Annotated in this window: 11 protein-coding genes and 3 tRNA genes; 6 read left to right on the top strand and 8 right to left on the bottom strand. The window is 70.5% G+C overall.

All coding sequences use genetic code 11. From position 1 onward, the window contains the following. The first annotated feature begins 17 nt into the window (after positions 1–17). From ACYVGD_RS04165 to ACYVGD_RS04150, 4 genes are all read left to right on the top strand, one after another. Positions 18–93 (top strand) — tRNA-Glu (locus tag ACYVGD_RS04165). A 189-nt stretch (positions 94–282) separates the two neighbouring features. Then, a tRNA-Asp gene (locus ACYVGD_RS04160) sits at positions 283–356 on the top strand. A gap of 43 nt (positions 357–399) precedes the next feature. Beyond that, a tRNA-Phe gene (locus ACYVGD_RS04155) sits at positions 400–476 on the top strand. A 38-nt stretch (positions 477–514) separates the two neighbouring features. Beyond that, positions 515–1,264 carry a fructosamine kinase family protein gene (locus ACYVGD_RS04150; RefSeq protein WP_460741722.1) on the top strand — a complete coding sequence of 250 codons (750 nt, stop codon included), beginning with the start codon at positions 515–517 and terminating at the stop codon, positions 1,262–1,264. A gap of 6 nt (positions 1,265–1,270) precedes the next feature. On the opposite strand, the gene ACYVGD_RS04145 is transcribed toward ACYVGD_RS04150, so the two are convergent. Beyond that, positions 1,271–2,527 carry an NAD(P)/FAD-dependent oxidoreductase gene (locus ACYVGD_RS04145; RefSeq protein WP_460741721.1) on the bottom strand — a complete coding sequence of 419 codons (1,257 nt, stop codon included), beginning with the start codon at positions 2,525–2,527 and terminating at the stop codon, positions 1,271–1,273. Between the two features lie 167 nt (positions 2,528–2,694). Here ACYVGD_RS04145 and ACYVGD_RS04140 point away from each other — a divergent pair, with 167 nt between their 5' ends. Then, positions 2,695–4,131, top strand: coding sequence for a short-chain fatty acid transporter (locus ACYVGD_RS04140; RefSeq protein ID WP_460741720.1), 1,437 nt, complete (start codon positions 2,695–2,697; stop codon positions 4,129–4,131). Between the two features lie 136 nt (positions 4,132–4,267). Here ACYVGD_RS04140 and ACYVGD_RS04135 read toward each other — a convergent pair whose 3' ends face one another. Next, positions 4,268–5,224 carry an alpha/beta hydrolase gene (locus ACYVGD_RS04135; RefSeq protein ID WP_460741719.1) on the bottom strand — a complete coding sequence of 319 codons (957 nt, stop codon included), beginning with the start codon at positions 5,222–5,224 and terminating at the stop codon, positions 4,268–4,270. 52 nt (positions 5,225–5,276) lie between these two features. Between ACYVGD_RS04135 and ACYVGD_RS04130 the strand changes: the two genes are divergently transcribed. Further along, positions 5,277–7,514 (top strand): WGR domain-containing protein, encoded by a 2,238-nt coding sequence (locus ACYVGD_RS04130; RefSeq protein WP_460741718.1) that lies wholly within the window; start codon positions 5,277–5,279, stop codon positions 7,512–7,514. A gap of 83 nt (positions 7,515–7,597) precedes the next feature. On the opposite strand, the gene ACYVGD_RS04125 is transcribed toward ACYVGD_RS04130, so the two are convergent. The 6 genes from ACYVGD_RS04125 to ACYVGD_RS04100 all read right to left on the bottom strand — a co-directional run bounded on the left by ACYVGD_RS04125 (position 7,598) and on the right by ACYVGD_RS04100 (position 13,016). Continuing rightward, the gene (locus tag ACYVGD_RS04125) at positions 7,598–7,828 is read right to left on the bottom strand and encodes a DUF3073 domain-containing protein (protein ID WP_460741717.1); all 231 of its coding nucleotides are present in this window, start codon (positions 7,826–7,828) and stop codon (positions 7,598–7,600) included. 136 nt (positions 7,829–7,964) lie between these two features. Then, complete coding sequence (gene purM, locus ACYVGD_RS04120) at positions 7,965–9,026, bottom strand: phosphoribosylformylglycinamidine cyclo-ligase (protein ID WP_460741716.1); 1,062 nt, start codon at positions 9,024–9,026, stop codon at positions 7,965–7,967. After that, positions 9,019–10,491, bottom strand: a complete 1,473-nt coding sequence (gene purF, locus ACYVGD_RS04115) for an amidophosphoribosyltransferase (RefSeq protein ID WP_460741715.1) — start codon at positions 10,489–10,491, stop codon at positions 9,019–9,021. The genes purM and purF overlap by 8 nt, the downstream gene beginning before the upstream one ends. 56 nt (positions 10,492–10,547) lie before the next feature. Next, the gene (locus ACYVGD_RS04110; protein WP_460741714.1) at positions 10,548–11,012 is read right to left on the bottom strand and encodes a DnaJ family domain-containing protein; all 465 of its coding nucleotides are present in this window, start codon (positions 11,010–11,012) and stop codon (positions 10,548–10,550) included. After that, complete coding sequence (locus ACYVGD_RS04105; RefSeq protein WP_460741713.1) at positions 11,005–12,339, bottom strand: M20/M25/M40 family metallo-hydrolase; 1,335 nt, start codon at positions 12,337–12,339, stop codon at positions 11,005–11,007. The genes ACYVGD_RS04110 and ACYVGD_RS04105 overlap by 8 nt, the downstream gene beginning before the upstream one ends. A gap of 479 nt (positions 12,340–12,818) precedes the next feature. After that, entirely contained in the window at positions 12,819–13,016 is a 198-nt protein-coding gene (locus ACYVGD_RS04100; protein WP_460741712.1) for a hypothetical protein, read from the bottom strand. Positions 13,017–13,400: the final 384 nt, after the last annotated feature.

The following is a 13,400-nucleotide window of genomic DNA, read 5'->3' as shown; positions in this document are numbered from 1 at the left end:
ATGGGCGGGCGTCACAGGTCCCCTTCGTCTAGCGGCCTAGGACACCGCCCTTTCAAGGCGGCAGCGCGGGTTCGAATCCCGTAGGGGATACCAGCACGGGCGTCGGCGACACATGGGCGAGAACACCGTCCACCGCCCCGGCGGGAGCGTCGGAGCCCTGACCCGATCCACTGGACGAGGGGTCGCCCGAGGCGCCGCCGAGTCGGATTTTGCACGTCCGTCGCGTTGCGCTACAGTTCTCGGGCTGGCGCAAGTCAGCAAGGGCCCGGATCTCCGGTTCCAGGCCCCGTAGCGCAGTTGGTTAGCGCGCCGCCCTGTCACGGCGGAGGTCGCGGGTTCGAGTCCCGTCGGGGTCGCGAGAGCGGTGATGCGAATGCATCGCCGCTTTTGCAATAACACGGCCAGGTAGCTCAGCTGGTAGCAGCGTTCGCCTGAAAAGTGAAAGGTCGCCGGTTCGAACCCGGCCCTGGCCACCACCGCCCTCCCGGCTCGTCCGGGAGGGTATTTTCGTTCGATGGCCACCCACATCAAGCGTGATCCGTCGATGCCTCCCGCCTACTTCCGGGCCGAGGCCGCCTCTTTGGACTGGCTCGCCGAGCCCGGCGCGGTGAAGGTCGCCCGCGTCCTCGAGGTCGGCGACGACCACCTGACCCTCGAACGCGTGGCGAGCGTCTCTCCCACCGCGGCCGATGCCGAGCGGTTCGGTCGCGAGCTCGCCGCCCTCCACTCCGCGGGCGCGGACGCGTGGGGCGCGGGACCGGTCGAGGTGGCCTTCCTGGGCACGCTCGAGCAGCGCAACGACCCCGCCGAGCGGTGGGGCGAGTTCTTCGCGACGTCCCGCCTCATGCCGTACGCACGGCTCGCCCACCGCTCGGGCGGGCTGGACGACGCCGGGCTGGCCGTCGTCGAGCGGCTGTGCGAGCGCCTGTCGTCCGGGGACCTCGACGACGCCTCGGCCCCGGCGCGGCTCCACGGGGACCTGTGGGCGGGCAACGTGCTCACCTCGGCCGACGGCTGGACGCTCATCGACCCGGCCGCGCACGGCGGCCACCGGGTCAGCGACCTCGCAATGCTGGCACTGTTCGGCAACCCGCACCTGAAGCGGACGTTCGCCGCGTACGCCGAGGCAGCGCCCGACCTGCCCGACGGCTGGCGCGACCTGGTAGACCTGCACCAGGTCCACCCGCTGCTGGTCCACGCCGCGCTGTTCAACGGCGGCTACGGACATCGGGCCGTAGCGGCCGCGCGCCGCTACGCGGGCTGAGCGCGGCTACTTGAGCTCGCGGGGCGCGTCCTCGAGGTCGCCGACGATCGCATGCGCGTTGCGCGGGTAGAGCAGGTAGCGCGAGCCGAGGTTGATCATCGCCTGGATGCGGTTGCGGCCACCGAGCAGGAAGTACAGGTGGAGCGTCACCCACATGGCCCAGGCGGGAAAGCCGGTGAACCTCGGCCCGTCTTTCAGCTGGACGACCGCGGAGCTGCGGCCGATGGTCGCCATGGTGCCCTTGTCGGTGTAGACGAAGGTCGAGGGCTGCTCCCCGTCCTCGACCGCACGGATGGTCCGCGCGACGTGGGCGCCCATCTGCATGGCGGGCTGGGCGAGCTGGGGCAGCGGGTTCGACTCGATGAGCGCGGCGTCGCCGGCGGCGTACACGCGCTCCATGCCCTTCACACGCAGGGATTCGTCGACGACGATGCGACCACCCCGGCCCTGCGGGACGTCCCACTTCTTCACGCCCTCGTGGCCGCCGACACCGGCGGCCCAGACGACGAGGTCGGCCTGCTGGGTGGTGCCATCGGCGAACGTGACCTCGCCGGCGCGCACCTCCTCGATGGCGGTGTTGAGCCGGACATCCACGCCGCGCTGCTGGAGCTGACGCAGTGTGTAGTCGCGCAGCGACTCGTCGAACGGCGCGAGGAGCGTCGGGCCCATCTCGACGAGGATCACCTCGACGCGGGCGGGGTTGATCTCGGGGTACGCGATGGGCAGCCCGATCGACTTCATCTCGGCGAGCGCGCCGGCCATCTCGACTCCGGTCGCGCCGCCGCCGACCACGAGCGTGACGAGTCGCTGCTTCGAGTCGGCCGTGGTGAGCTTCTCGAGCTCGCCGAAGATCACGTCGCGGACCTCGAGCGCCTCGGCACGGGTGTAGATCGAACGGGCGTACTCGGCGGCGCCGGGGATGCCGAAGAAGTTGGCGCCGACGCCTTGGGAGAGCACGAGGTGGTCGTACGCGATGGGGTCGCCCTGGTCGACGAGCACCTGCCGGTTCTCGGGGTCGATGCCGGTGACGCTGGCGCGGCGGAACCGCATGCGGGAGCGGTGCTGGGCGCTCAACGAGCGCAGCGAGTAGGTCACGTCGCCGGGGTTGAGCCCGCCGGTGGCGACCTGGTACAGCAGCGGCTGGAAGGTCGTGTAGGGGTGACGGTCGACCAGAGTCACCTGGAAGCCGTCCTGAACGAGGTTGCGCGCGGCCGCGAGGCCCGCGAAGCCAGCGCCGACGATGACGACATGCGAACGATCCATGGCTCCATTGTCGCAACGTGTGCCAAGCAGATCTCAGGACCCCCCTACTCGGGGGTAACGTCACAGTCGCGCATCGACCCCGGACAGGGTCTCGCGCCGCATTCCTCGGCCTCCCTAGATTTCTCCCTCGTCGCGCACGCGCGCGACCGAGTCACGAAGGAGTGTGGATGTCCAGCACGCCCCCCGCCGAGGCGCACGAGAAGGAGACCGGCCTCGCCGCCGTCGCCCAGACCCTCGCACGGTTCACCGAGAAGTGGTTCCCCGACGCGTTCGTGTTCGCCGCGTTCGGCACCGTCCTCGTCGCGATTCTGGTGCTGCTCAACGGCGGCAGCCCGGTCCAGACCGTCAAGACGTTCGGCGACGGGTTCTGGGACCTGACGGCGTTCACCCTCCAGATGGCCATGGTCGTCGTGACCGGCTATGTCGTCGCCACCTCGCCGCCCGCCACGCGCCTCATCGAGGCGCTGGCCCACATGCCGAAGACGCCCCGCGGTGCCATCGCCTGGGTCGCGTTCATCGCACTGGTCGTCTCCCTGCTCAACTGGGGCCTGTCGCTCATCATGGGCGGCCTGCTGGCCCGTGCCGTCGCACGCCGCAAGGAGCTCCAGGTCGACTACCGCGCCCTCGGCGCGGCCTCACTGATGGGCCTGGGCGCCGTCTGGGCACTGGGCCTGTCGTCGTCGGCCGCCCAGCTGCAGGCCACGAAGACCTCGATCCCGGCCGCCCTGCTGCCCATCACCGGCGTTCTCGACTTCGGCAAGACGATCTTCACCTGGCAGTCGATGGTCTCGGCGGTCGTCCTGATCGCGCTGACGGTGGTCGTGGCGTACGCGTCGTCACCGAAGGGTGCCGCCGTTCGCACCGCCGAGGACATGGGCATCGACACCACCGACGAGGTCGCCGAACCGGAGCCGCGGTCGCGCCCGGCCGAGTGGTTCGAGTACAACGCGATCCTGCCGATCGGCCTGGGCATCCTGACGCTCGGCTGGGTGATCTATCAGTTCTCGACCAAGCCGGTCGTGACGGTGCTGTCGAACCTCAACGGCTACCTGATGGTCTTCATGATCCTCGGCCTGTGCCTGCACGGCACCCCGCGCCGCTTCCTCATGGCCGTCAACAACGCCATCCCCGCCGCCGCGGGCATCCTCATCCAGTTCCCGCTGTACGCGGCCATGGCCGCCATGCTGACCAAGGTCAAGGGCTTCGAGGGCCACACGGTCGCCGACCGCCTCGCCACGATCTTCACCACGTTCGGCCACGGCGGCGGCTTCGCCATCGCTCTGGCGGTCTACACGGCCTTCCTCGGCCTGCTGGTGCCCTCGGGCGGCGGCAAGTGGCTCGTGGAGGCGCCCTACGTCATGAAGGCCGCCAACGACCTCGAGTACAACCTTGGCTGGACCGTGCAGATCTACAACATGGCCGAGGCCCTGCCGAACCTGATCAACCCGTTCTTCATGCTGCCGCTGCTGGCGATCCTGAAGCTGCGCGCGCGTGACCTCGTGGGGTTCACGTTCCTGCAGTTCCTGATCCACACGCCGGTGGTGCTTCTCTTGGTGTGGCTGCTGGGTGCGACCTTCACCTATCAACCACCTATCGTCCCCTGATCATGGCCTCGGGAGCCGCCCCTCCCGGAGCTTCCCGGTCTGCAGCGTCGCGGACCGATGACGCTGCCGCGGACCGCCTGGTCCGCGGCAGCTCTCGTTCCCGGATATGGCGGCGACTCGACCGACGGAGCACTCGTCAGCCGACGAAGCCGCGCGTCCAGCGCGCGGTGGTCGCGAAGACCTTCTCGCGGACCTCGGGGCGCGACAGCACGAGGTCGTGCAGGCCTCCCTCGAAGCGGGCCATCGTGACCAGCGGGCCGAGCTTCACCGCGCGCGCGGCGATCTGGTCCACGTCGAGGACGATGTCGGACGACATCACCGCATCCGACCAGCGCCGCGAGAAGTAGGAGTGGCCAGAGGCCATCACCAGCACCGGGCAGTCGATGGTCAGCCCTGCGGCGACGGTCTGGTGGCCGCGGAGCACCGCGCGCAGCCAGCCGGCGCGGATCATCATGTCGGGGGTCGACTTCCAGCGCTCGTCGTAGGTCCACTCCCCCTCCTGCGAGGCCTGCAGCGAGCGGGCGTAGAAGCCGGTGTCGGTGAGCGGGATGACGGTGGTGGGCCGCTGCCCGCCCAGCGCGCTGATGATCGGCGCGCCGATCGCCCGCAGCAGCGGGGAACCCTGCAGGTCGAGCCAGGGTGAGTTCAGCACGAGCGCGGCCAGCTCGCGGTCGGTCTGGTCCGCCCACAGCGCGGCGATGAGCCCGCCGGTCGAGTGACCCATGACCACGACCTCGTCGTGGTCGGCGGCGATCAGGTCGTACGCGGCGTCCAGCTCGGTCCAGTACTCGGCGAGGTCGGTGACGAACCCCATGTACTGGCCCTCGCGCCACGACCGGCCGTAGCGGCGCAGGTCGATCGCATGGAAGTCCCAGCCCTCGCCCACCCAGAAGTCCGACAGGTGGGACTGGAAGAAGTAGTCGCTCCAGCCGTGCACGTAGAGCACCGCCCGGCGCGTCCCGGCCTGCCGGACCGGGCGCACGAGCGTGGCCCGCAGGTCGTCGCCCTCCTCGCCCAGGGCCCGCATCGCGTTCGGGAGGGGGATATCGCGGGCCTCGAACCCGTCCAGGACATCAGGTCGCCACTGCTGCATCCCCCCATTGTGCCGCGACGGGGGCGAACCCGCCGCTTGGCACAGTGAACCCATGGCAGACACGACGCGACTCGAGCTCGTCGACGGCACCCGCGCCAAGTTCTGGGAGATCACCGTCGAGGGCGCCACCGTCACCACCCGCTGGGGCAGGATCGGCACCGACGGCCAGACCAAGGTCGCCCACGAGGCCACCGCCGACGCCGCCCGCACCTCCGCCATCAAGCAGATCGCCGCCAAGACCAAGAAGGGGTACGCGCAGGTCGACGGCGCCGCGGCCGCCCCGGTCGCACCGGCGAAGGCCGCAAGGAAGTCCGCCGGACGGCGGGGCCCCGACAGCGACCTCAAGAGGATCAAGGCGTGGTGGAAGACCCTCCCCACAGACACGTTCGTCCCGCTCTCGGCGCCCACGCGCAGCCGCTACACCCAGGGCGAGCTCCACGAGGACTCGGCGGAGGAGGTGCCGGAGGACCTCGCGTACGCGGGCTGGCACTGGCAGTCCCACGAACGGGCGTTCGACAGGGACGGGACCATGATCGACAAGCTCTACCTGCACTGGGGCGGTGAGTACGAGAACGTGCTAGCCGCACTCGGTGACGGGCCCGAGGGGTTTCAGGTCACCGGCGAGGGCGAGGGCCACGCGTTCGTGCTCGACAAGGTCGGGGCCCGGCGCGCTGACGGCACCCCCGACCCCGCCGACCAGACCTCCGTGCGCAGGGTCCTCGACCGCCTCGACGAGCCGCTGGACCGCACCACGCCGCTGTTCGAGTACGCCGACCCCACACCCGAGGAGGTCACCTGGCTCAAGGAGGCCCTGGCGTTGCGCGGGCTGGCCGACCAGGCACCGATCGTCGACCACCTCGCCCGCCGCTCGCTGTTCACGGCAGCCGAGCTGACCCCGCTGGTGAACCGGTGGACCCAGGCGTACGCCGACGACCTGCGCGGGTGGCCGGCGTGGCCCGAGACCATGATCAATCTTCTGCACGTCGACGCACCCCGGGCCCTCGAACTCGCCGAGCGGATCGGTCCGGAAGCCGACCACGTGCTCGCCCGGCGTCCGAGCGAGGTGGTTCTCGACCTCCTCACGCGACACGTGCTCTCCGACGACGACCTGGACCTGCGTCCCTGGCTGGACGCGTACGCCGCCCTGCACGGGGTCGATCCCTTCGCGGCCACGCTCGCGCTGGTCGATCGGCTCGGCGGAGCCCACCGGCTGACCAAGCAGCGCTGTCGCTGCATCGTCCACGGGCTGGGTGCGATCCTCGCCGACGAGGCCTGGGCCCAGCGCGACGAGACCGCCTGGTTCCCGCACCTGCGCATCACCACCCACTCCGCCCTCCCCCGCGACGTGCGCGACGCCGCCGCCGACTGGGCCCGGCAGGAGGTGCACAACGCCCGGGTCACCGCCACGCGAGACGACGAGCTGGGCGAGATGGCGAAGGAGTGCCTGGCCGCGTACGACTCGCAGCCGCACCCCGTGGTGGGTCCGGACCTGACCGGGTATGCCGGCCACCTCAGCAGCGAGATGGGTCGCTACCGCACGCTCGATGCCCCACACGCCGCCTGGCTGGTCGAACAGCTCGAGGACCCCTCCATCCCCGTCGAGGGCGTCTCGTTCTGCCTGGAGGTGCTGTACGCCCACGGCGCAGGCACCGCGCGGGCCGTCGACGCGCTGGCCAAGCGCTGGAAGAAGGAGCTGGCGAAGAACCACAGGACGACCTACTACGACTGGCGTCACCCGATGGTCACGCTGACGGCCATGGCCCGCGAGCTCGACCACCCGCTCACCGACAAACTCGACGCGTGGTGGGCGCAGGACAGGCCGGCGTGGATCGCGGGCCTCAGGCCCCTGCTGCATGTCGCCGCCCCGTCACCGGAGGGCGCGGACGAGCTGCTGCGGCTGCACCTGGCCGAGCCCGAGCAGGACACGCTGCGGACGTGGATGCTGGTGCGCGCCGCCGCCGATGGCTGCCGGCCCGCCGACGTGGCACCGATCGCCGGGCAGGCAGGTGTTCCCCTCCATCGCATCACTGATGCACTCGTCTCGGTCTGGGACCCGCAGCAGCCGCTGTGGCACTACCTGTTCGACGAGACGGCGCTCGGCTGGCTGGACCGCGGCCTGGAGGTCGCCGAAGACGCGTCGGTAACTCAGGAGATCCGGCTCGAAGCCCTCGGGCTGGTCGCGCGTCACCGCCTCGTCGCCCACCCGGAGTCGGGCCCCCGGGTCACGGACGAGCAGCGCAGGGCGTACGTGGACCGGATCGACAAGGTCCGCAGCGCGCTCGCCCACTGAGCGGCACGCCGAGCACCTCGATGAACCATCGAGGAGTGAGGACGCAGAGAGACGCCGGTGACCGTGGTCGCCGGCGTCCTGCGTCAGCTGGTCTTGCGGAGGTCTCCGTAACCGTCGTAGCCGTCGTCGTCGGAGTCGTAACGCTCCGCGAGATCGGCGTACGCCTCAGGGACTTCGTACGTGTCCTCTTCGACCTGGTCGCTCGAGGACCCCTTGAGCTCACGCTCGAGCGCCGTCAGGTCCATGTCGAAGGACTGGTACTTCAATTCGCGAGCGACCTTGGTCTGCTTCGCCTTTGCACGGCCGCGCCCCATATGGGTCGACCCCCTCGCACTCGTTTGCCGCTGGTCAGAGCCGCGGTCTAATGATGGTTGATGTCGTGGGGCATAGGCTACCCAATGAACCGGTGTTCACCAAGCGGTGGTCCGCCACCCCAGACCTGCCCGGGCCTCAGGCACGCGGGTGGTCGCCGACCATCTCGACGGTGCCACCGGGCGTGTCGAGGACCTCACCGGCGTGCCACGCGCGTACGCCACGGGCGTCCAGCACGCGGACGGCGTCGTCGGCGAAGTCGGCGGGGACGAGCGCGATCATGCCGACGCCCATGTTCAGCGTCGCCTCGATGTCGGCCTGCGGCACGTCCCCGACCTGCTGGACGAGCCCGAAGACCGGCTCCGGGGTCCAGGTGGCACGGTCGATGCGGACCGACACCGACTCGGGGAGCACGCGGGCGAGGTTGTTGGCGAGGCCGCCGCCGGTGATGTGGCTCATGGCATGGACCTCGACGGCCTCGATGAGCGCGAGGCAGTCCTTGGCGTACACCTTGGTGGGCGTGAGCAGCGTCTCGCCGAGCGCGCCACCCAGTTCGGGCACGTCGCGGTCGAGCGCCCAGCCGGCCTCGTTGAGCAAGACGTGACGCACCAGCGAGTAGCCGTTGGAGTGGAGGCCCGACGACGCCATGGCGATCGCCACGTCGCCGGGACGGATCAGGTCGGCGCCGAGGATCTTCGACTTCTCGACCACACCGGTCGTGGCACCGGCGACGTCGTACTCGTCGGGGCCGAGCAGCCCCGGATGCTCCGCCGTCTCGCCGCCGAGCAGCGAGCAGCCGGCCTCGATGCAGGCGTCGGCGATGCCCCTCACCAAGGCGGCGATCCGCTCGGGGTGGAGCTTGCCGCACGCGATGTAGTCGGTCACGAACAGCGGCTCGGCGCCACAGACGACGAGGTCGTCGACGAGCATGCCGATCAGGTCGTAGCCGATGGTGTCGTGGCGGTCCATGGCCTGCGCGATGGCCACCTTCGTGCCGACACCGTCGGTCGACGTGGCCAACACGGGGTGCTCATAGCGGGCCAGCGCCGAGGCGTCGAAGAAGCCCGCGAAGCCGCCCAGGCCACCGAGGACCTCGGGCCGGTAGGACCTCTGGACCGACGCCTTCATCAGCTCGACGGCGCGGTCACCCGCCTCGATGTCGACGCCGGCCTTCGCGTACGCGCTCTGCTGCTCAGTCATCCTCATCCTCCAAGGTGGGCTGGGACTCGCCGCGGTTGGCGGGCGGGACCGGTACGGGGTAGACGCCGTCGAAGCAGGCCCGGCAGAGCTCGTCGATCGGTCGGTGGGTGGTCTGGACGAGGCCCTCGAGCGAGATGAACCCGAGCGAGTCGGCGCCGATGGCGGTGCACATCTCGTCGACGCTCATGCCCGGCGCGAGCAGCTCGGCGCGCGTGGCGAAGTCGATGCCGTAGAAGCACGGCCACTCCACCGGCGGCGCGGAGATGCGTACGTGGACCTCCTTGGCGCCCGCCTGGCGCAGCATGGCGACGACCTGGCGCTGGGTGTTGCCGCGCACGATCGTGTCGTCGACGACGACCAGGCGCTTGCCAGCCACGACGTCCTTCAGCGGGTTGAGCTTCAGGCGGATGCCGAGCTGGCGGATCGTCTGCGAGGGCTGGATGAACGTACGCCCCACGTAGGCGTTGCGGACCAGGCCCAGTCCGTATGGGATGCCGGACTGGTCGGCGTATCCGATCGCGGCGGGGATGCCGGACTCGGGGGTGGGGATGACGAGGTCGGCCTCGGCCGGCTGCTCCTGCGCCAGCAGCTTGCCGATCTTGACGCGCACGTTGTGGACGCGGCGGCCCTCCAGGAGCGTGTCGGGGCGGGAGAGGTAGACGTACTCGAACAGGCAGCCCTTCGGCGCGGCCTCGGCGAACCGGGTCGAGCGCAGGCCGTCCTCGTCGATCACGATCATCTCGCCCGGCTCGACATCGCGGACGAACGTCGCACCCACGATGTCGAGGGCGGCGGTCTCGGACGCGACGACCCAGCCGTGCTCCAGCCGGCCCAGGGCCAACGGGCGGATGCCCTGGGGGTCGCGGGCCGCGTACAGCGTGCGCTCGTCCATCCAGACCAGGCAGAACGCACCCCTGAGCCGCGGCAGGACCTCGAGCGCGGCCTCCTCCAGCGGGCAGTCGTAGGTCGCCAGCAGCGCGGTGACGATCGACGTGTCGTTGGTGGAGTCCATGCGCTCCTTGTGGGGCACGGGCTCGCCGTCGTTGCGCTCGGCCAGGCAGGCCTCGAGCTCGTCGGTGTTGGTCAGGTTGCCGTTGTGGCCCAGCGCCAGCCCGCCGTTCGGCGTCGAGCGGAACGTCGGCTGGGCGTTGTGCCAGACGCTGGCACCCGTTGTCGAGTAGCGCGCGTGGCCGATCGCGAGGTGGCCGGTCAGCGAGTTCAGCGTCGGCTCGTCGAACACCTGCGAGACCAGGCCCATGTCCTTGAAGACCATGATCTGGGAACCGTTGCTGACCGCGATGCCGGCGGACTCCTGGCCGCGGTGCTGCAGCGCGTACAGGCCGTAGTAGGTGAGCTTCGCGACCTCCTCGTCGGGGGCCCACACTCCGAAGACGCCGCACGCGTCCTGGGGGCCACGGTCGTGGGGATCGATCTCGTGGGTCAGAAGACCATCCGGGCGAAGCACCCGCTCAGCCTACCCCGAAGCGCCTGCCCACGCTCCCGCGCGCGCCCCGGAGTGCCTCAGCCGCGACGCCGCCTCCACTCGGCGATCGTCTCGTCGACGTTCAGCGTGCGGACGAACACCCGCGGGCCCTCGGTGCCGCGCAGGATCGAGTCGCGTACGCGGGCGTTGAAGTCCTCGACGACTTCGCGTGCCTGCTGCTCGGAGGCGATGTCGGCGAGCGTGGACTGCATCTCCTCGCGCTCCTTGCGCAGCTGCAGGCCCGACGGCAGCGGCGGACTGATGCCCTCGCGCTCGAGCTTGCGACGGATCCACCAGTTCTCGTCGCGGTCGTCGAGGTGGGTCAGCGGCTTGCCCATGCCGGGCAGGTCGTCGAACTCGCCGCGCTCGATCGCCTCGCGGACCTGGCGCTCGATCCAGCCCTCGAACCGTGGCCGGGCGTAGGCGTCCCCGGGCGGGCGGGGCCGGGACGAGGAGGACTCCCCCTCGTCCCCGTGGCGGCCGTCCGGGGAGCCGTCAGGCACGGTCGGCGAGCTCCTTCAGGAACAGCGCCTCGGCGCGGCACGCCTTCGCGAAGTCGCCCAGGTGGAGCGACTCGTCGATGCCGTGCATGCGCGAGTCGGGGTCGACGACGGCCGTGACCAGCACCATCGCGTCCGGGTGGAGCTGCATGAACTCCTGCGTGAGCGGGATCGAGCCGCCCATGCCGATGCGTACGGGCTCGACGCCGAAGCCCTCGGTGTAAGCGGCCTGTGCCGCCTCGGCGTACGGCCCTTCGAACGGGATCTCGCACGGGTGACCGTAGTCGCCGCCGGTGACGGTGATCCTCGCACCGAATGGGGCGTGGGCCTCGAGGTGGCGGGCGACGGCCTCCTGGGCGCGTACGGGGTCGTCGCCGGGGCCGATGCGCAGGCTGAGCTTGGCGCGCGCCGACGGGATGAGCGTGTTCGAGGCCTTCGCGACGGGCGTGGTGTCGACGCCGATGATCGTGACCGACGGCTTGGTCCACATGCGCGAGACGGCGGAGTCGTCGCCGATGAACTCGGCGCCGTCGAGCACGCCGGTCTCGGCGCGCAGGCGGTCCTGCGGGTAGTCGAGGTCGGGGCCGGCGCCGCGGACGAGACCCTCGACGGCGACGTTGCCACGTTCGTCCCACAGGGAGTCGAGCGTGCGCACCAGCGCGAGCATGGCGTCGGGCACGAGGCCGCCGTACTGGCCGGAGTGGAGCGCGTGGTCGAGCGTCGCCACCTCGACGGTGATGTCGGCCATGCCGCGCAGCGTGGACGTGAAGGCCGGCTTGCCGACCTCCCAGTTGCCGGAGTCGGCGATGACGAAAACGTCGCAGGCGAGCTTGTGGCCGTGCTGTTCGAAGATGCGCCCCAGCGACGGCGAACCGATCTCCTCCTCGCCCTCGACGAAGACGGTCACGCCGACCGGCGGCTTCCCGTCGAACGCGCGCAGCGCGGCAAGGTGTACGCCGATGCCGCCCTTGTCGTCGGCGGCTCCCCGCGCGTACAGGCGGTCGCCGCGCTCCGTGGCCTCGAATGGGCCGGTGGTCCATTTCGCCTCGTCGCCGGTCGGCTGGACGTCGTGGTGGGCGTACAGGGTGACCGTCGGCCTGCCCTCCGGCGCCGGGAACCGGCCGATGACCGCAGGATGGCCACCCTCCGTGACGACCTCGACGTCGGGGCAGCCGACGTCGCGCAGCTGCTGGGCGACGAAGTCGGCGCTGCGGCGTACGTCGTCGGCGCGTTCAGGGTCGGAGCTGATCGACGGGATGGCGATGAGCTCGGCGAGGGTCTCGCGGACGGACGGCAGGACACGGTCAACGGCGGCAGCGATCTCGGACATGCATCCGACCCTATCCCCGCCCCACCGACCGACGGACCCCGCGGCCGGCCTTGCCGGAGGCGTCGGCCTGCGTTGACGGAAGTCGTCTCGGCCTGGGCGTCGTCGCGACGACCCACAGACGCCTCGACCTGCTGGCCGGCGGTGAGCCCCGTGACCGTGAAGACGAAAGGATCGGTCTGCGAGTTGGCCGACGAGATCTTGATGGAGGCCTTGGCGGACGCGGCCGGACGCGTGGCGCCGGGGGTGGGCGTGGGCGCTGCGAGCGCCGGGACGACGCCGCAGGCGAGCACGGCGGTGACGGCGAGGCGAAGGCCAACGGGCGAGCGATGGGCATGATGGCTCCTGGTGTCTGCGGCGCGCGGGGTGCAGCGGCGCTCTGAACACAGAGCTAGGCGGACACGGGGTCGTGCCAGACCCCGGACGGGGGGACGACGGGCCTTCGACGCATCCTTGTCCGCCGGCCCACGCCGGGTCGCCGCTCAGCTGGCCGGGGTAAGGAAGGTCTCGGTCACGGTCTTGCCGTTGTTGATCACCGAGACGCGGTGGCGCTTCAGCGGCTCCCACTCCCCCTGCGACCCGGTCACCCTGACCGAGCCTTTGCCGTTGGCGGCGATCGTGCCGTTCGACTCGAACGACTCGTTGCCCTTGCCGTCGGCCTTGGTGACGGCGACCTTCACGTTGCCCGGCGTACCGCCCTGGACGGTGACGAGGAGCGGTGCACCGGAGTTGTGCGGCCTGGTGAGCCGGACCAGATGGAGCCCGTCACATGGATGGAGGCCGGGACAAGGTGGCTCATCCGAGCGACCCGTCCCCGACCCCTCAGCTCAAGCATCTCGACCCTGAGGCACTCAAACACCGTGCCGCTCAACCCCTGAGGCGCCCAATGAGCCACTCAACCCTGAACCGCTCAGCCCTGACCAGCCCTCCTCGACAGCCGCTCACGGCCCGCCCGACTCCATCGCCTTTCGGGCACGCTGAAGGGCCGTCCACCCTTAGGGTGACGGCTCAGCGCAGCGAGGTCGCTCCGGAGCGGCAGCGGCGGCGGGTGAGCAAACTACTTG

The sequence above is a fragment of the Mariniluteicoccus endophyticus genome (assembly GCF_054780035.1).
The sequence above is the reverse complement of the archived record's forward strand: the minus strand, read 5'-3'. Positions and strand labels throughout refer to the sequence as shown.

Bases quoted from the DNA above. Each gene is read 5' to 3' on its own strand.
- ACYVGD_RS04150 (WP_460741722.1), top strand. From the start codon at position 515: ATGGCCACCCACATCAAGCGTGATCCGTCGATGCCTCCCGCCTACTTC.
- ACYVGD_RS04145 (WP_460741721.1), bottom strand. From the start codon at position 2,527: ATGGATCGTTCGCATGTCGTCATCGTCGGCGCTGGCTTCGCGGGCCTC.
- ACYVGD_RS04140 (WP_460741720.1), top strand. From the start codon at position 2,695: ATGTCCAGCACGCCCCCCGCCGAGGCGCACGAGAAGGAGACCGGCCTC.
- ACYVGD_RS04135 (WP_460741719.1), bottom strand. From the start codon at position 5,224: ATGCAGCAGTGGCGACCTGATGTCCTGGACGGGTTCGAGGCCCGCGAT.
- ACYVGD_RS04130 (WP_460741718.1), top strand. From the start codon at position 5,277: ATGGCAGACACGACGCGACTCGAGCTCGTCGACGGCACCCGCGCCAAG.
- ACYVGD_RS04125 (WP_460741717.1), bottom strand. From the start codon at position 7,828: ATGGGGCGCGGCCGTGCAAAGGCGAAGCAGACCAAGGTCGCTCGCGAA.
- purM (WP_460741716.1), bottom strand. From the start codon at position 9,026: ATGACTGAGCAGCAGAGCGCGTACGCGAAGGCCGGCGTCGACATCGAG.
- ACYVGD_RS04105 (WP_460741713.1), bottom strand. From the start codon at position 12,339: ATGTCCGAGATCGCTGCCGCCGTTGACCGTGTCCTGCCGTCCGTCCGC.